The organism is Streptomyces sp. Isolate_45 (assembly GCF_024721315.2).
Lineage (GTDB): Bacteria > Actinomycetota > Actinomycetes > Streptomycetales > Streptomycetaceae > Streptomyces.
On record NZ_JANFAK020000030.1, the window covers coordinates 40220 to 57565 of the forward strand.

At 71.2% G+C, this 17346-nt stretch carries 16 protein-coding genes; 4 read left to right on the top strand and 12 right to left on the bottom strand.

Annotated elements, in window-relative coordinates:
- The first annotated feature begins 133 nt into the window (after positions 1 to 133).
- Positions 134 to 1087 carry a zinc metalloprotease gene (locus NOD94_RS12820; protein WP_281205989.1) on the top strand — a complete coding sequence of 318 codons (954 nt, stop codon included), beginning with the start codon at positions 134 to 136 and terminating at the stop codon, positions 1085 to 1087.
- 126 nt (positions 1088 to 1213) lie between these two features.
- Here NOD94_RS12820 and NOD94_RS12825 read toward each other — a convergent pair whose 3' ends face one another.
- Entirely contained in the window at positions 1214 to 1792 is a 579-nt protein-coding gene (locus NOD94_RS12825; protein ID WP_281205990.1) for a dienelactone hydrolase family protein, read from the bottom strand.
- A gap of 48 nt (positions 1793 to 1840) precedes the next feature.
- On the opposite strand from NOD94_RS12825, the gene NOD94_RS12830 reads away from it, so the two are divergent.
- Positions 1841 to 2878, top strand: a complete 1038-nt coding sequence (locus NOD94_RS12830) for a mechanosensitive ion channel domain-containing protein (protein ID WP_281206014.1) — start codon at positions 1841 to 1843, stop codon at positions 2876 to 2878.
- Between the two features lie 19 nt (positions 2879 to 2897).
- Here NOD94_RS12830 and NOD94_RS12835 read toward each other — a convergent pair whose 3' ends face one another.
- From NOD94_RS12835 to NOD94_RS12855, 5 genes are all read right to left on the bottom strand, one after another.
- Positions 2898 to 4490 carry a Na+/H+ antiporter gene (locus NOD94_RS12835; protein ID WP_281205991.1) on the bottom strand — a complete coding sequence of 531 codons (1593 nt, stop codon included), beginning with the start codon at positions 4488 to 4490 and terminating at the stop codon, positions 2898 to 2900.
- A 290-nt stretch (positions 4491 to 4780) separates the two neighbouring features.
- Positions 4781 to 5257, bottom strand: coding sequence for a GNAT family N-acetyltransferase (locus tag NOD94_RS12840; RefSeq protein WP_281205992.1), 477 nt, complete (start codon positions 5255 to 5257; stop codon positions 4781 to 4783).
- Positions 5254 to 6195 carry an RluA family pseudouridine synthase gene (locus NOD94_RS12845; RefSeq protein ID WP_281205993.1) on the bottom strand — a complete coding sequence of 314 codons (942 nt, stop codon included), beginning with the start codon at positions 6193 to 6195 and terminating at the stop codon, positions 5254 to 5256. Before NOD94_RS12845 ends, NOD94_RS12840 begins: the two co-directional genes overlap by 4 nt.
- Positions 6196 to 6247: 52 nt before the next feature.
- Complete coding sequence (gene lspA, locus NOD94_RS12850) at positions 6248 to 6814, bottom strand: signal peptidase II (protein ID WP_281205995.1); 567 nt, start codon at positions 6812 to 6814, stop codon at positions 6248 to 6250.
- A 215-nt stretch (positions 6815 to 7029) separates the two neighbouring features.
- On the bottom strand, positions 7030 to 7521 hold the full coding sequence (locus NOD94_RS12855) for a TraR/DksA C4-type zinc finger protein (protein ID WP_281205996.1): 492 nt from the start codon (positions 7519 to 7521) through the stop codon (positions 7030 to 7032).
- Between NOD94_RS12855 and NOD94_RS12860 the strand changes: the two genes are divergently transcribed.
- Together NOD94_RS12860 and ileS are read left to right on the top strand one after the other, a co-directional pair.
- Complete coding sequence (locus NOD94_RS12860; RefSeq protein ID WP_281205997.1) at positions 7511 to 7933, top strand: hypothetical protein; 423 nt, start codon at positions 7511 to 7513, stop codon at positions 7931 to 7933. The genes NOD94_RS12855 and NOD94_RS12860 overlap by 11 nt on opposite strands.
- Positions 7934 to 8447: 514 nt before the next feature.
- Positions 8448 to 11594: an isoleucine--tRNA ligase gene (ileS, locus tag NOD94_RS12865; RefSeq protein WP_281205998.1), complete on the top strand. Its 3147-nt coding sequence runs from the start codon at positions 8448 to 8450 to the stop codon at positions 11592 to 11594.
- Between the two features lie 379 nt (positions 11595 to 11973).
- Here the strand turns inward: ileS and NOD94_RS12870 are convergent, their stop codons facing one another.
- The 6 genes from NOD94_RS12870 to ftsZ form a co-directional block, all read right to left on the bottom strand.
- Positions 11974 to 13206 carry a DivIVA domain-containing protein gene (locus tag NOD94_RS12870; RefSeq protein WP_281205999.1) on the bottom strand — a complete coding sequence of 411 codons (1233 nt, stop codon included), beginning with the start codon at positions 13204 to 13206 and terminating at the stop codon, positions 11974 to 11976.
- Positions 13207 to 13282: 76 nt separating this feature from the next.
- A complete protein-coding gene (locus tag NOD94_RS12875; protein WP_030155988.1) occupies positions 13283 to 13579 on the bottom strand; it encodes a YggT family protein in 297 nt (98 codons plus the stop codon).
- Between the two features lie 60 nt (positions 13580 to 13639).
- Positions 13640 to 14257, bottom strand: a complete 618-nt coding sequence (sepF, locus tag NOD94_RS12880) for a cell division protein SepF (protein ID WP_281206000.1) — start codon at positions 14255 to 14257, stop codon at positions 13640 to 13642.
- A 170-nt stretch (positions 14258 to 14427) separates the two neighbouring features.
- Positions 14428 to 15147 carry a YggS family pyridoxal phosphate-dependent enzyme gene (locus tag NOD94_RS12885; protein ID WP_281206001.1) on the bottom strand — a complete coding sequence of 240 codons (720 nt, stop codon included), beginning with the start codon at positions 15145 to 15147 and terminating at the stop codon, positions 14428 to 14430.
- Positions 15134 to 15883, bottom strand: coding sequence for a peptidoglycan editing factor PgeF (gene pgeF, locus NOD94_RS12890; RefSeq protein ID WP_281206002.1), 750 nt, complete (start codon positions 15881 to 15883; stop codon positions 15134 to 15136). Before pgeF ends, NOD94_RS12885 begins: the two co-directional genes overlap by 14 nt.
- Positions 15880 to 17082: a cell division protein FtsZ gene (gene ftsZ / locus NOD94_RS12895; RefSeq protein ID WP_281206003.1), complete on the bottom strand. Its 1203-nt coding sequence runs from the start codon at positions 17080 to 17082 to the stop codon at positions 15880 to 15882. Before ftsZ ends, pgeF begins: the two co-directional genes overlap by 4 nt.
- Positions 17083 to 17346 lie beyond the last annotated feature (264 nt).

The window sequence follows — 17346 nt, forward strand, 5'->3', positions numbered from 1 at the left end:
ATCTTGACCTGAATATGTCATGCACACATAAGCTTCGCGCCAGTCGGAGAGATCCTCCGGCCAACACCCCCCACCGCGAGGAGCACACGTGCGCGCTTCTGCCCGCATATCCCCCCTTCTCCGCCGTCGCCTGATGACCACGGCGGTCCTGGCCGGAACCCTGGCCTTCACCCCGCTCGCCACGCCCACCACGCTCGCCGCCGCCAAGACCCCAGCCGAGGTGTGCGCCGAGGAAGGTACGACCGGGGCGCCCGCCAACGCCCGCGTCGCCCGCCCCCACGACGAGCACGCGGCCGAGCCCAACGAGGTCACCGACGGCCAGGCGCAGGCCATGGACGCCGACCTCAAGTCGAAGCTCGACAAGGCCCTCAAGAACCAGCCTCAGCGCAGCCTGCGCGCCGCCGAGGCCGTCACGAACGTTCCCGTGTACTTCCACGTCATCCACTCCGGCACCACCGGAAAGCTGACGGCCACGGACATCGGCAAGCAGCTGGCGGTCCTGAACGCGGCCTACGGCGGCCAGGGCACCGGCAACGTGAACTCCAACTTCCAGTTCACCCTGGCCTCGACCGACTACACGGACAACAGCAGCTGGTACAACCTGGCTTCCGGCTCCACCGCCGAGAAGAACATGAAGAACACCCTGCGCAAGGGCGGCCCGGGCGCGCTCAACTTCTACACCGCCAACCTGTCGGGCGGCCTGCTCGGCTGGGCGACCTTCCCGACCTCCTACGCCTCCAGCCCCAAGATGGACGGCGTGGTCGTGCTCGACAGCTCGCTGCCCGGCGGCTCCTCCGCCAACTACAACGAGGGCGACACCGCCACCCACGAGGTCGGCCACTGGCTGGGTCTGTACCACACCTTCCAGGGCGGCTGCAGCGGCAACGGCGACTACGTCTCCGACACCCCGGCCGAGAAGACCGCCGCGTACGAGTGCCCGACCGGCCGTGACAGCTGCGCGAACAAGCCGGGCGTCGACCCGATCCGCAACTTCATGGACTACACGTACGACTCCTGCATGTACCAGTTCACCGGCGGCCAGGTGGCTCGTATGACGAGCAGTTGGACCGCCTACCGGGCGGGCTGACCCACCGCCTCCCCGGCGACGACGGGCGCGGGGCACGGACCGGAGAGCGCCGGACCGTGCCCCGCGTCACCGCGTCACCGCGTCACCCCGGCATCGCGGCATCGCGCCGCCGGGGGCGCGGGTCGCCTACAGCGTGTCGAGGAACCCCAGCGACACCTTCCAGGCCTCCTCGGCCGCCTCGGCGTCGTAGTCGTCGAGGTCCGGATCCGTGAACAGGTGCCCGGCGCCGGGATAGGTGTGCACCTCCACGTCCGCGCCGGCCCGCCGCATCCGCAGGTACCAGGCCGTCAGCCAGTCGTGCGGCTCGAAGGGGTCCGGGTCGGCGATGTGCAGCTGCACCGGCAGCTCGTCGGCCGAGGCGTCCTCCGCCAGGTCCGCCGTACCGTGCAGGAGGAGCAGCCCGCGCGCCTTGTCGTCGGCCAGCGCCAGGTGCTGGGCGACGGACCCGCCGAAGGAGAAGCCCGCGTAGACCAGGCCCTGGTCGGAGTGGGGCGCAGCGGCCAGCACCGCCCGCTTGAGCAGCTCGTCCCGGCCGATCTCCTCCTGGTGGGCGATGCCTTCCTCGACCGTCGCGAACGTGCGGCCCTCGAAGAGGTCGGGCACCTCCACCCGGTGTCCGGCCGCCCGCAGCCGGTCGGCCGCCGCGTGCACCGCGGGCCTCAGCCCGTACGTCGAATGGAAGAGCATGATGTTCATGTCTCCCATCGTGCCAGTTTCCCGGTGGGTTCCCCGGTTAGGTTCTCCGGCATGGATATGGAGAACGTCCTGCGTCCCCTCCTCGTCATCGGCCTCGCCCTGGCGCTCGCCCTGCTCGCCGGGTGGGTGCTCGACCTGCTGCTGCGCAAGGCGGACGACCGACATCCGGAAACCCCGCTGTGGGGGCTGCTGCGCCGCTGCGGCCTGCCGTTCCGGCTGGTCCTGGGCACGGCCCTGCTGCGCGGCAGCTACCGGGAGGCCGGCGTCCTGCCCGACCACACCGTGGGTGTGGGCCGCGCGCTGACCCTGGTGATGATCGCCTCGACGGCCTGGCTGCTCGTGGGCATCGCGACGGCCATCGTCGACGCCTCGTACGCGCGCTACGCCTCGGGCGCCCCGGACGACGCCCGGGTCCGCCGGGTCCGCACCCAGGTCACGCTGATCCAGCGGGTGGTCACGGCGGTGGTCGTGGTGGTCGCCTTCGCCGCCATGCTGCTGACCTTCCCCCCGATGCGCGCCCTCGGCGCCTCGCTGCTCGCCTCGGCCGGCGTGCTCGGCATCGTCGCGGGCATCGCCGCCCAGGCCGCCCTCGGCAACCTCTTCGCCGGACTGCAGATCGCCTTCGGCGACACGGTCCGCATCGGGGACACCGTGGTCGTGGACAAGGAGTGGGGCAAGGTCGAGGAGATCACCCTCACCTTCCTGGTGGTCCGCACCTGGGACGAGCGCCGGATCACGATGCCGGTCTCGTACTTCACCAGCAAGCCGTACGAGAACTGGTCGCGCGGCGGCGCGGAGATGACCGGCACCGTCTTCTGGCACCTGGACCACTCGGCGCCCGTCGCCCTCATGCGCGAGCGGCTCACGGAGATCCTCAAGGACGTGCCCGAATGGGACGGCCGCTCCTGCGGCCTGGTCGTCACCGACACCACGCCGCACACCATCCAGGTCCGCGCGGTGGCCACCGCGAAGGACGCCGACGACATCTGGACGGTGCGCTGCGCGGTGCGCGAGCGGATGATCACCTGGCTGACCGAGCACCACCCCTACGCCCTCCCCCGCGTCACGACGTCGGAGGCCGTCCCCCGCCCGTAGTCGGCGCCGGCCGGGCGCCCTATGGGCTGCGCAGGCTGCGTACGTCCAGGTGGCGCAGGACGCGGTCCACGATCTCGGGGTCGGAGCCGGGTTCACTGCGGGCGGCCAGTACCTCGTGGCGGGCGGCGGACATCATCTCCCGCTGGATCCGCTGGATGTGCCGGATGCGTTCCACCCGCTGGGCGTAGGCCTCGCGCCGTTCCTCGTCGACCATGTCGGGGCTGATCCTGGCCCCGACGTCGTAGGCCCGCCGGTACAGCGTCTCCACCAGGTCGTCGGGCAGGTCCTCGACCTCCTCGATCTCCTTCAGGCGCCGCTTGGCGGCCTTCGCGGCGCGGACCGCCAGTTGCCGTTCGGTCTCCCGCTCGGCGTCCACGTCCGCCTCCACGCCCAGCCGCCGCACCAGCCAGGGCAGGGTCAGCCCCTGGCAGACCAGGGTCGCCATGATCACCGCGAAGGCGATGAAGACGATCTCGTCGCGTCCGGGGAAGGGTTCGCCGGCCTCGGTTTTCAACGGAATGGCGAGGGCCAGGGCCACGGAGGCCACCCCTCGCATCCCGGCCCACCACATGACGACGCTCTCCCGCCAGCTGACCGGGATCTCCTCGTCGTAGTCGCGCCGCCGGTGCAGTTTCCGCGCCAGCCAGCCGGCCGGCAGCAGCCAGAGCAGCCGTACGCCGACGACGACCGCGATCACCACGCCGGCCCAGCCCACCATCTCCCAGGCGCGGCCCTTGGCGACGCCGAAGACGTTGTGCAGCTCCAGGCCGATCAGCCCGAACGCCACCCCGGTGACCAGCATGTCGACGACTTCCCAGAACGTGTGCCCCGCGAGGCGCCCCAGGACGTCATCGGCGTCGGAGGCGTACTCGGCGAGGAACAGCGCCGTCGTGAGCACGGCCAGCACGCCCGAGCCCTGCATCTCCTCCGCGACGACGTACGAGACGAAGGGCACCAGCAGCGTCAGGCCGATCTGGAGCGTGGCGTCGTCGAGCCGGCCCATGAGCCGCTGGGTGGCCCAGCCGAGCGCCAGCCCGACCGCCACGGCGACCACGGCGGACAGCACGAACTCACCGAGGGCCTCGGGCCAGGAGAAGCTGCCGCTCACCACCGCGGCGACGGCCACGTGGTAGAGCACGATCGCGGTGACGTCGTTGAACAGCCCCTCGCCCTCCAGGACGGACACCATCCGGCGCGGCAGCCCCAGCGACCCGGCGACCGCGGTGGCCGCGACCGGGTCGGGCGGGGCGACGAGCGCGCCGAGCGCGACCGCGGCGGCGATCGGCAGGCCGGGGACGACGGCGTTCGCCACGGCGGCGACGGCGGCGGTGGTCACGAACACCAGGGCGACGGCCAGCAGCAGGATCGGCCGGACGTTCGCGGCGAACTGCCGCCAGGAGGTCCGCTGCACCGAGGCGTACAGCAGCGGCGGCAGCACCAGCGGCAGGATGTAGTCCGGCGGGATGTCCACGTTCGGCACGGCCGGCACCAGCGCCAGCACGATCCCGCCGAGGGTCATCAGTACCGGCGCGGGCAGCCCGAGCCGGTCCCCGAGCGGAACGGTGACGACGGCTCCGAGCAGCAGTACGAACAACAGGGCGAGCTGATCCACTCCCCCACCCTGCCGGCCCACCACGCCCACCGAAGCAGCCACAACCCGTGTCGCCCCTCCGGCCCACCCCCATCCCAGCCCCGCCGGCGTTTGAGGCGCGGGGGCCCCGGGCCGCAAAGGCCACCGAACCGTCCCGGCCCACCCCCATCCCAGCCCCGCCGGCGTTTGAGGCGCGGGGGTCCCGGGGGCAGCGCCCCCGGCAACGGCGCCGCACGAAAAAGGGGGCACGAGCCGAGGCTCCGCCCCGGGGGGATCCGGGGGGTCAGGGGCTCAGCGGCACCCTCCCCGACTCACCGCCCGGCCAGGGCCCTGCGCATGGAGCGGTGCGGGATGCCCGCGTCGAGGAACTCCGGCCCGTAGGCCACGTACCCGAGCCGCTCGTAGAAGCCGAGCGCATGCGTCTGCGCGCCCAGCTCGACGGCGGCCAGCCCGAGCCGCGCCGCCTCCGCCTCGATCGCGCGGACGAGGGCCACCCCGACGCCCAGCCCGCGCGCGGACTTGGTGACGGCCAGCCGTCCGAGGGAGCCGACCTCGGGGGAGCCCGTCTTGCCCAGGGCCTCGGGCCCGTACAGCAACCGGCCGGTGCCGAGCGGCTCGCCGTCCGGGCCGGTGGCCAGCACGTGCAGGGCGACCGCGTCGTAGGCGTCGTACTCGATGGACTCGGGCACGGACTGCTCGACCACGAACACCTCGGTCCGCACGGCGTAGCAGGCGGCCAGGTCGGCGTCCGAGGACGCGACCCGGACGGTGACGGCGGGAGCCGTCACTGGCTCTCTGCCCGGATCACGTCCAGCGCGTGCCGGAGGTCCGCCGGGTAACCGCTCTCGAACTCCACCCACTGGCCGTCGGAGGGGTGCTCGAAGCCGAGGCGCACCGCGTGCAGCCACTGCCGGGTCAACCCCAGCCGCTTGGCGACGGTCGGGTCGGCGCCGTAGGTCAGGTCGCCGACGCAGGGGTGACGGTGCGCGGACATGTGCACGCGGATCTGGTGCGTGCGCCCGGTCTCCAGCTTGATGTCCAGCAGCGAGGCCGCGCGGAAGGCCTCGATCAGGTCGTAGTGGGTGACGGAGGGCTTGCCCTCCTGCGTCACGGCCCACTTGTAGTCGGCGTTCGGGTGGCGGCCGATGGGGGCGTCGATCGTGCCGCTCATCGGGTCCGGGTGTCCCTGCACCAGTGCGTGGTAGCGCTTGTCCACGACGCGCTCGCGGAACTGGTTCTTGAGTGACGTGTACGCGCGCTCGGACTTGGCCACGGCCATCAGGCCGGAGGTGCCGACGTCGAGGCGGTGCACGATGCCCTGGCGCTCGGCGGCGCCGGAGGTGGAGATCCGGTAGCCGGCGGCGGCGAGGCCGCCGATGACGGTGGTGCCCGTCCAGCCGGGGCTCGGGTGGGCGGCGACGCCCACCGGCTTCATGATGACCACGATGTCGTCGTCGTCGTGGACGATCTCCATGCCGGGGACCGGCTCGGCGACGAGCTCGACCGGACGCGGCGGTGCGGGCATCTCGACTTCGAGCCAGGCGCCACCGTGCACGCGTTCGGACTTCCCGACGACGCTGCCGTCGACCGACACCTTCCCCTCGGACGCCAGTTCGGCCGCCTTCGTCCGGGAAAAACCGAACATACGGGCGATGGCGGCGTCCACGCGCTCGCCTTCGAGGCCATCGGGAACGGGCAGGGTGCGGATCTCGGGAATCGTACTCACCTGTCGAGTATGCAGGACTCGACAGACGGCGATTCCCGCGAGCGCCCCGCGATCAGTCCTTGTGGACGGTGCCGTCCGGGTCCAGACCCTTGAACGAGAGCAGGACGATCAGGATGCCGCCGCACACGATCGCCGAGTCGGCGAGGTTGAAGACGGCGAAGTGCGTGGGGGCGATGAAGTCGACGACCGCGCCGCGGAACACGCCCGGCGAGCGGAAGATCCGGTCGGTGAGGTTGCCCAGCGCGCCGCCCAGCAGCAGGCCCAGCGCGATCGCCCACGGCAGGCTGTAGAGCTTGCGCGCCAGCCGCACGATCACGACGATCACGCCCGCCGCGATGCAGGTGAAGATGATCGTGAAGGCCTCGCCGAAGCCGAAGGCCGCTCCGGGGTTGCGGACCGCCTCGAACCTCAGCACGTCGCCGATGATCTCGATCGGCGGCTGGTGCTCCAGCTTCGCCACGACGAGCATCTTGCTGCCGAGGTCGAGCAGGTACGCAAGCAGCGCCACGACGAGCAGCGCGACGATCCGCCGGTGCCCCTTGGGCGCGTCCGGCTCCGCCTGCGGCTCGGCGCCGTCCCCGATCTGCGGCGTACCGATGATGCGCTCCGCCTCTGCCACGTGAGTCCCTCGAACTAGCGCGAACCAGGTGGCCGGCGCACGGCGCCGGATGCCTGGACCCTGACTGGTACACGAGAGTACGTCAGGGTGTGCGCGGGCGCCCCGGCCCGGGCCTCCTCGCGCGCCGGCGGGCCGCCCGGGATCCGGCCGGGACCCCGCCGCGACGGCCCGGAACGTGAAGGAGGCCGACGACGCCCCGGGTCCGACGACAACCCCTAGTGCCGCCGCTCCTGCTTCTGCTTGCAGTCCACGCACAGCGTGGCCCGCGGGAAGGCCTGCATCCGCGCCTTGCCGATCGGCTGCCCGCAGTTCTCGCAGAGCCCGTAGGTGCCCGCCTCCAGGCGTTCCAGGGCCCGCTCGGTCTGCTCCAGCATCGAGCTGGCGTTCGCCGCGAGGGCGAGCTCGGACTCCCGGGTGATGTTCTTGGTGCCGGTGTCCGCCTGGTCGTCGCCCGCGCCGTCGCCCGAGTCCCGCATCAGGCCCGTGATCGCCACCTCGGAGGCCTCCAGCTCGGCCCGCAGCCGCAGCACCTCCGAGAGCAGCTCCGTACGGGCCTCCTCGACCTCCTCGGTCGTCCAGGGGTCCTCACCGGGGCGTACGGCGAGCTCCCCGGGCGCGAGGGGCGCGGTGGCGTGCGCCTTGGGGAGCCCGCTGGTGGCGGCAGTGGCCGTCTTCCTGGCCGTTCCCGCAGTCTTCTTGGCAACCACTTTCCGAGCTCCCGTCTTCTGCGCGGCCGGGGCCGCCCCCTCGGCCGCGGCCGCCTTGGCCGTGGCCTTGCTCGTGGTGCGCTTCGCCGCCGGGGACCCGACGGACCGGGCCGCCTGCGCCGTCCCGGCCGTCTTGGCCGTCCTGGCCGTGGTGGCCTTCGCCGTTCTGGCCGTGGTGGCCTTCGCCGTTCTGGTGGCCGACTCCGCCGGAGCCTCCCCGGCCGGGGCCGGACCGGTCCCGTCCGCGGTGGGCTCCACCGCCGGGGACTTCTTGGCCGGGGTCTTCTTCGCGGTCGCCCTCTTGGCCGGAGCAGCCCGCTTGGCGGCAGGCGTGGAGCCTGGCACAGCAGCCACCTCCTGCGTCGCCGTCTTCTTCGCCACCATGGCCGCGGCCCCTTTTCACATACTGTGATCTTGTTTGTGAATCGTGCCGGAACGATAAATCGGCTCCGACCCCACGGCAACGGGGCACGCGTCCGTCGAGGTCAACCTGCATCCGTTGTGCCCAGCGTGACGCCCGGTAATCCGCCCCGCCCGCCCCGGCGGATCCCGCACCCGCCCGTCGGCCCATTCGGGTCATACCGGCACCGGCCCCCCGCCCCGCCGCCGACCGGCGTAAAGCGGTCGGCCGCGCGGCGCACCGGCCCGTACACTGGGCCCAGCGAGAGGCATGGATGGGGACGAGTAGCGTCGGACGCAGCCAGGAGCGACCCGGGGACGGTGAGAGCCCGGGGGCGAGCGCGATGTGAAGGATCACCCCGGAGCCGCCGGAAGAAAGCCCCCAGGGCCCGTAGAACCGGCTTCGCACCCCAATGAGGGGGCCGCCGGCACGTCCGGGGGCCAAGGAGGGTGGTACCGCGGGAGCCGTCTGCGCTCTCGTCCCTCCGGACGGAAGTGACACCCCGCCGGAGGAAGAGTTCAGCCTCATGACCACACCGCCGCAATACCGCCCGGTACCCGCCCAGGTCGACCTGCCTGCCCTAGAGCACGCGGTCCTCGACTTCTGGCGCGAGAGCAAGACCTTCGCCAAGACCCTGGAGCAGTCCGAGGGCCGCCCCGAGTGGGTCTTCTACGAGGGCCCGCCGACCGCGAACGGCATGCCCGGCGCGCACCACATCGAGGCCCGCGTCTTCAAGGACGTCTTCCCCCGGTTCCGCACCATGCGCGGCTACCACGTCGCCCGCAAGGCCGGCTGGGACTGCCACGGCCTGCCCGTCGAGCTCGCCGTCGAGAAGGAACTCGGCTTCAACGGCAAGCAGGACATCGAGGCGTACGGCATCGCCGAGTTCAACGACAAGTGCCGCGAGTCGGTGACCCGCCACACCGACGCGTTCGCCGAGCTGACGACCCGGATGGGCTACTGGGTCGACCTGGACGACGCCTACCGGACCATGGACCCCGAGTACGTCGAGTCCGTGTGGTGGTCGCTGAAGGAGATCTTCAACAAGGGCCTCCTCACCCAGGACCACCGCGTCGCCCCCTGGTGCCCGCGCTGCGGCACCGGCCTCTCCGACCACGAGCTGGCCCAGGGCTACGAGACCGTCGTCGACCCCTCGGTGTACGTCCGCTTCCCGCTGACCTCCGGCCCCCTCGCCGGCGAGGCCTCGCTGCTGGTGTGGACGACGACCCCCTGGACCCTGGTGTCCAACACGGCGGTCGCGACCCACCCCGAGGTCACGTACGTCGTCGCGACGGACGGCGTGCAGAAGCTCGTCGTCGCCGAGCCGCTGCTGGAGAAGTCCCTCGGCGAGGGCTGGGAGGCCACCGGCGAGTCCTTCACGGGCAAGGAGATGGAGCGCTGGACGTACGAGCGCCCGTTCTCCCTCATCGAGTTCCCCGAGCCCGCCCACTACGTCGTGAACGCCGAGTACGTCACGACGGAGGACGGCACCGGTCTCGTCCACCAGTCCCCCGCCTTCGGCGCCGACGACCTCGCGGTCTGCCGCGCGTACGGCCTGCCGGTCGTGAACCCGGTCCGCCCCGACGGCACCTTCGAGGAGGAGGTCCCGCTCGTCGGCGGCGTCTTCTTCAAGAAGGCCGACGAGAAGCTGACCGCCGACCTCGACGCGCGCGGCCTGCTCTTCAAGCACATCGCCTACGAGCACAGCTACCCGCACTGCTGGCGCTGCCACACCGCCCTGCTCTACTACGCGCAGCCGTCCTGGTACGTCCGCACCACCGCCGTCAAGGACGCGATGCTGCGGGAGAACGAGAAGACCAACTGGTTCCCGGACTCCGTCAAGCAGGGCCGCTTCGGCGACTGGCTGAACAACAACATCGACTGGGCGCTGTCCCGCAACCGCTACTGGGGCACCCCGCTGCCGATCTGGCGCTGCGAGGACGACCACCTCACCTGCGTCGGCTCCCGCGCCGAGCTGAGCGAGCTGTCCGGCACGGACCAGTCGCGGTTGGACCCGCACCGCCCGTACATCGACGCCGTCACCTTCCCCTGCACCGCCGAGGGCTGCTCGCTCGAAGCGGTCCGCGTGCCGGAGGTCATCGACGCCTGGTACGACTCGGGTTCGATGCCGTTCGCGCAGTGGGGCTACCCGTACAAGAACAAGGAGATCTTCGAGAAGCGCTACCCGGCGCAGTTCATCTCGGAGGCCATCGACCAGACTCGCGGCTGGTTCTACACGATGATGGCGGTCGGCACCCTCGTCTTCGACAAGTCCTCCTACGAGAACGTGGTCTGCCTCGGCCACATCCTCGCCGAGGACGGCCGCAAGATGTCCAAGCACCTGGGCAACATCCTCCAGCCGATCCCGCTGATGGACCAGCACGGCGCCGACGCCGTCCGCTGGTTCATGGCCGCCGGCGGCTCGCCGTGGGCGGCGCGGCGCGTGGGCCACGGCACGATCCAGGAGGTCGTCCGCAAGACGCTCCTCACGTACTGGAACACGGTCGCCTTCCAGGCCCTGTACGCCCGCACCTCCAACTGGGCGCCCTCCGCCGCGGATCCGGCCCCGGCCGACCGCACGGTCCTGGACCGCTGGCTGCTGTCGGAGCTGCACACCCTGACCGCCGAGGTCACGGACGCGTTGGAGGCGTACGACACCCAGCGCGCCGGCAAGCTGCTCTCCGCGTTCGTCGACGACCTGTCGAACTGGTACGTCCGCCGCTCGCGCCGCCGCTTCTGGCAGGGCGACGCGGCCGCGCTGCGCACCCTGCACGACGTGGTGGAGACGGTCACCCGGCTGATGGCCCCGCTGACCCCGTTCATCACCGAGCGGGTCTGGCAGGACATGATCGTCCCGGTCACCCCCGAGGCCCCGGAGTCGGTGCACCTGTCGAGCTGGCCGGTCGCGGACACCGCGGCGATCGACCGGGGCCTGTCCCAGCAGATGCTGCTGGTACGCCGCCTCGTGGAGCTGGGCCGGGCGACCCGTGCGGAGTCGGGCGTCAAGACCCGTCAGCCGCTCTCGCGCGCGCTGGTCGGTGCGGTGGGCTTCGACGCCCTGTCGCCGGAGCTCCAGGCCCAGATCACGGAGGAGCTGAACGTCTCCTCCCTGGCCTCGCTCTCGGAGGTCGGCGGGTCCCTGGTGGACACGACGGCGAAGGCCAACTTCCGCGCCCTGGGCAAGCGCTTCGGCAAGGGCGTGCAGGACGTCGCGAAGGCCGTCGCCGCGGCCGACGCGGCGGCGCTGTCGCTGGCGCTGCGCGGCGGCTCCGCGGAGATCGAGGTGAACGGCGAGACCGTGGCCCTCACCCCGGAGGAGGTCATCATCACCGAGACCCCGCGCGAGGGTTGGTCGGTGGCCTCGGACTCCGGAGCCACGGTGGCCCTGGACCTGGAGATCACCCCGGAACTGCGGCTCGCGGGCCTGGCCCGTGACGCGATCCGGCTGATCCAGGAGGCCCGCAAGAACTCCGGGCTGGACGTCGCGGACCGGATCGCCCTGCGGTGGACCTCCCCCGACGCGGAGGTCGTCACGGCCCTGACGGACCACGCGGCACTCATCGCCGACGAGGTCCTGGCCACCGACTTCGCCCGGGGCGAGGCCGACGCCACGTACGGCGACCCGTTCACGGACGAGTCCCTGTCCCTGACGTTCCGCCTCCGCAAGGCATAACCCCTCCGAGCGCGAACGGCCCGCATCTCCCCCGACGGGGGGGTGCGGGCCGTCGTCGTTCCCCACACCACCCCGCCGCACCCGATCCGGCCCCACCGTCCCCGACCCAGCCCCGCCGGCGTTTGAGGCGCGGGGGCCCGGGGGCGGCGCCCCCGGCAACGGCGCCGCACGCGCACGGGGTCCGGGCACGGCCCGGGGAACGGAGGAAGGGCGGGTCGGGGAGACGCCCCGCGCAGCGGCACCCACCACCACCCCCGGTACGGGAACGGCACCCCCACCCACCCCCGGGTACGGAAACGGGCCGGGCCCGGCACCCCCGCAGGGGAACCGGGCCCGGCCCGTAAGACTGCCGACCCGACGGATCGGGCGGCGACGACGCCTAGTTGTCGTCCTCGTCGATCAGAAAGCCGCGCATCGGCGACGGCGCCTGCATCGGCTGCGGCGCGGCCGGCCGAACCGGAGCCATCGGCTGGGTCATGGCCGGGGACATCTGCTGCTGGCCACCGTAGGACGGTCCGCCACCCATCGGGGAGGGGCCGCCCATCGGGGACGGGCCACCCATGGACGGGTTCCCCATCGAGTGACCCATCGCACCGGCCGGAGCCATGGACGGGGACTGCGACGGCGGCAGCGCGGGACCGGCGGGGTTGCGCGGCGGAGCCAGGGAGTCGTCGGCCTGGGTCTCCAGCTGGCGCAGCTGCGACTCCAGGTAGGACTTCAGACGCGTGCGGTACTCGCGCTCGAAGCCCCGCAGGTCCTCGACCTTGCGTTCCAGCGTGGCGCGGGCGGACTCCAGGGAGCCCATCGCGACGCGGTGCTTCTCCTGCGCGTCCCGCTCCAGCGCGTCGGCCTTGGCGCGGGCGTCCCGCTCCAGGCCCTCGGCGCGCGAACGGGCCTCGCCGACGATCTTGTTGGCCTCGGAGCGGGCCTCCGCGATCGCCTGGTCGGCGGTCTGCTGCGCGAGCGACAGGACGCGGGCGGCGCTGTCGCCACCGGGGCCCTGCTGCGGGAGCTGCGGCTGCTGCTGGTGCATCGGCTGGCCCATGGGCTGCATCTGCTGCCCCATCGGCTGCATCTGCTGGCCCATCGGCTGGCCGAGCTGGTTCTGGCCACCCATGGACTGCTGCTGCTGCATCTGCTGGTGCATGGGCTGCTGCATCTGCTGCTGCTGCGGTGCCATGGGGTGCTGGCCACCCATGGACTGCTGCTGCATGGGGCCGCCCATCGGGCCCGGACCCTGCGGTCCTTGTCCACCGGGGCCCGGAGGCAGCTGGGGCTGGCCGCCCGGCAGCTGCGGCGGGCCCATCTGCGGCTGCTGCTGCTGCTGCGGCGGGCCGGATATGGCCGCGGGCACGGGGGCACCGGGGCCGCGCTGGTCCTGGGGCTCCGGCTTGCGCATCCCCTGCTGCTGCTGCTGGTTCTGCTGGTTCTGCGCGGCGGCGCGCGTGGCGGCGGCCAGCTTGGCGCGCAGGTCCTCGTTCTCGCGCAGCAGGCGCGTCAGCTCGGACTCGACCTCGTCGAGGAAGGCATCGACCTCGTCCTCGTCATAGCCTTCTCGCAGGCGGACGGTCGTGAACTGCTTGTTCCGCACGTCCTCGGGAGTCAGCGGCATGTCTTCTTCACCTCTACGTAGTCGTCGGCAGTCGGCAAGACCTGGAGCATCCCCGCGCGTGTGGGGAGCACATCGTTCACACGCTTCTCGCAGCGGTGCTCACGAAACTGATGAGGATGTAAACGATGATCATCAGAACGAAGAAGGACAGGTCGAGTGCCACGCCCCCGAGACGCAACGGCGGGATGAAACGCCGAAGAAGCTTGAGCGGTGGATCGGTGACAGTGTAGGTGGCCTCCAGGACGACCACCATCGCCTTGCCGGGTGTCCATGAACGTGCGAACTGGAACACGTAGTCCATGACCAGTCGGAAGATCAGCACGATGAGGAAGCACATCAGCGCGATGTAGACCACTTGCAGTGCGACGCCCATCCCGCGCTTCCCTCTCCCCTGCTTCCGCTCTGTTCCCGGTCCCGTATCTGACGGATCGGTCTAGCTTTGGTTGAAGAACCCGCCCTCCGCAATGCGGGCCTTGTCCTCCGCCGTGACATCGACGTTAGCAGGCGACAGCAGGAACACCTTCTGTGTCACGCGTTCAATGCTGCCGTGCAGACCGAACACGAGGCCGGCGGCGAAGTCGACCAGACGCTTCGCGTCCGTGTCGTCCATCTCCGTGAGATTCATGATCACCGGAGTGCCCTCACGGAAGTGTTCCCCGATGGTACGGGCCTCGTTGTAGGTCCGGGGGTGCAGCGTCGTGATGCGGTACGGCTCCCGCTCGGAGACGACCTTGGGCATGATCACGGGGGCGTTCTTCTCCAGGTTGGTGCGGTCAGGTGTGATGGATGCCACGGGGGCAATTCGTGCCGGACGTCCGCTTTCTACCGGCATCGGGAGGGGTTCCCTCTGTGCCGGAGGCTGTACGGCTCGTACCGGTTCGTCCCTTACGGGCGGTTGGTGCACGGGCTGCTGCCGGTGGTCGCGGTCTCGCGGACGTTCCGGTTCCGGCTCGGGCTCGAACTCGTCATCGGGGTCGTACCCAGGGTTGTCGTACCGGTCGTCCTCCACGAGGCCGAGGTAGACCGCCATCTTGCGCATCGCGCCGGCCATTCTCCGAGTCCTCCGCTCTGTGGTGGATCGCCCTGTCGCAGGTGTCGCTGTGTCAGTCAGCAAGGTCGCTGTGTCACCAAAGTCACCAACTGCCCGCGATCCACTTGGTCTGTCCGCTCATCTGCGGAAATGACCATATTTTCTGCTGTGGTCCGACTTTCTTCGCGACGTTACCCGAGCCGGGGTCTCGCGCCGAGCACCGCAGTGCCGACGCGTACATGTGTCGCACCCGCCCTCACCGCCTGTTCCAGGTCCGCACTCATTCCGGCCGACACCATCGTGGCAGTCGGATGGTCCGCGCGCAGGCTGGATGACAATTCCACCAGCCGCTCGAAGGCCGCCTGTTCGCGTCCCGCGTACTCGCCGGACAGGGGGGCCACGGTCATGAGACCGTCGATCCGCAGTCCGGGCGCCCGCGCCACGAGGTCGGCCAACTCCGGCAGGAGGTCGGGGGCCGCGCCGCCCCGGGTGCCCCGTTCGCCCGACTCGGCGTCGAGGGCGATCTGTACGAGGACGCCGAGTTCGCGACCGGCGCCCTCGGCGGCCGCCGACAGCGCCGTGACGAGCTTCGGCCGGTCGACCGACTGCACCACATGCGCGTATCCCGCCACGGAACGGACTTTGTTCGTCTGCAACTGGCCGACGAAGTGCCAGTCGAGCGGCAGATCCGCGCAGGCCGCGGCCTTGGGGGCGGCGTCCTGGTCGCGGTTTTCCGCAACATGACGGACGCCCAGGTCCGCCAGCAGTCGTACGTCGCTCGCGGGGTGGGTCTTGGTGACCACGATGAGGGTCACCTCCTGCCGCGAACGACCCGCGGCGACGCAGGCGGACGCGATGCGCTCCTCCACCCGCGCGAGGTTCTCCGCGAGTTCCGACTTACGGTCTGTCATCAATCCGTTCCAACCACACATATCCGGCGAGCCGCCCGGTCACCCGGTCACGGCGGTACGAGAAGTGGTCCCGCGACTCCAGTGTGCAGACCGGGGAACGGTGGACGGAAGCCACCCCCGCTTCCGCCAGTTGCGCGTGCACTCCGGCGACCACGTCCACGGCCGGCGTCCCCCAGCTGGTCTCGGCCCACGCGGCCGGCGCCACCTCGGCGACGGCCTCCCGCATCTCGGCCGGTACTTCGTAGCAGCGCCCGCAGACCGCCGGTCCCGTACGGGCGACCATGCGCCCGGGGTCGGCGCCGAGGGCCACCATCGCCTCGACCGCCGCGGGGACCACCCCCGCGACCAGCCCCGGCCGCCCGGCGTGGGCGGCGCCCACGATCCCGGCGACGGGGTCGGCGAGCAGGACGGGCGTGCAGTCGGCGGTGAGCACGGCCAGGGCCAGGCCCCGGCGGGTCGTCACCACCGCGTCGACGGCGGGGACCGGTTGCCCGGCGCCCCACGGTCCGTCGACCACGGCCACGTCCCGCCCGTGCACCTGGTTCATCCAGACCACCAGGTCCGGATCGATGCCGAGCTCGCGTGCCGTGCCGTCCCGGTTCGCACGAACGGCGGCCGGGTCGTCTCCGACCGCGCCGCCGAGATTGAGCTCCTCGTACGGAACGGCGCTCACTCCGCCCCACCGGTCGGTGAAGGCGAAGTGGGCGCCGCTCTCGCTGTGCTGCCCCAGGGTCACTTCAAGAAGTCCGGGACGTCCAGCTCCTCGGCCGGGCTGTCCTGGTACGGACGGGCCGTCGGGACCTGCGGCGCGGGCGGCGCCGCCTCGACCGGGACCTCCACCGGAGCCGGGGGCTCCTCACGCGGGGTGACCGTACCGAGCCCGCCGAAGGCCGGACGGACCGGCTCGGGGGCGCGGACCGGCGCGGGGGCCGGCTCCTCGCGCTTGGTGGACGCGGCACCGATGACGTTGTCCCGGCGGGCCGGGGGCTGTCCGCCGTCGAAGCCGGCGGCGATCACGGTGACGCGCACCTCGTCGCCGAGCGCGTCGTCGATGACGGCGCCGAAGATGATGTTCGCCTCGGGGTGCGCGGCCTCACTGACCAGCTGCGCGGCCTCGTTGATCTCGAAGAGACCGAGGTCCGAGCCGCCGGAGATGGAGAGCAGCACGCCGCGGGCGCCGTCGATGGACGCCTCCAGCAGCGGCGAGGAGATCGCCATCTCGGCGGCGGCCACCGCGCGGTCGTCGCCGCGGGCCGAGCCGATGCCCATGAGGGCCGAGCCCGCCTCGGACATCACGGACTTGACGTCCGCGAAGTCGAGGTTGATCAGACCCGGGGTGGTGATCAGGTCGGTGATGCCCTGGACGCCCGACAGGAGGACCTGGTCGGCCGACTTGAAGGCGTCGAGGACGCTGACCTGGCGGTCCGAGATGGACAGCAGGCGGTCGTTGGGGATGACGATGAGGGTGTCGACCTCTTCGCGGAGTTCGGCGATGCCGTCCTCCGCCTGGTTCGCGCGGCGCCGGCCCTCGAAGGTGAACGGTCGGGTGACCACACCGATCGTCAGGGCGCCCAGCGAGCGCGCGATGTTGGCGACGACGGGTGCGCCACCGGTTCCGGTGCCGCCGCCCTCACCGGCGGTGACGAAGACCATGTCGGCCCCCTTGAGGACCTCCTCGATCTCCTCGCGGTGGTCCTCTGCCGCCTTGCGACCGACGGCCGGGTTGGCTCCGGCGCCGAGGCCCCGGGTGAGTTCGCGGCCGACGTCGAGCTTGACGTCGGCGTCGCTCATCAACAGCGCCTGGGCGTCCGTGTTGATGGCGATGAACTCGACGCCCTTGAGACCGACCTCGATCATTCGGTTGATGGCATTGACACCACCGCCGCCGACACCGATGACCTTGATGACTGCGAGGTAGTTCTGCGGTGCTGCCACGTCGAAGGCCTCTCGCCTCGAGTTACGTGTCGCCGCCTCGCGGGCCTGCGTTGCGACGACTGATGCCGAAATTGGGACGGTCCGTACGCGCCGACCCGAACCCTCACCCTGAAGTTTAGGGTTAGGGGTGTGTCTGTTCCTTGGACTCTTCCGAACAGGACACTAAGTCGACAAGTAGCGCGTGTTCAACGAACACGCCGAACCTCCCGTTTTTCTTTTCACCCTATGTGATCACCCGTATCGGTGGCCAACCAGGGTGCGTCG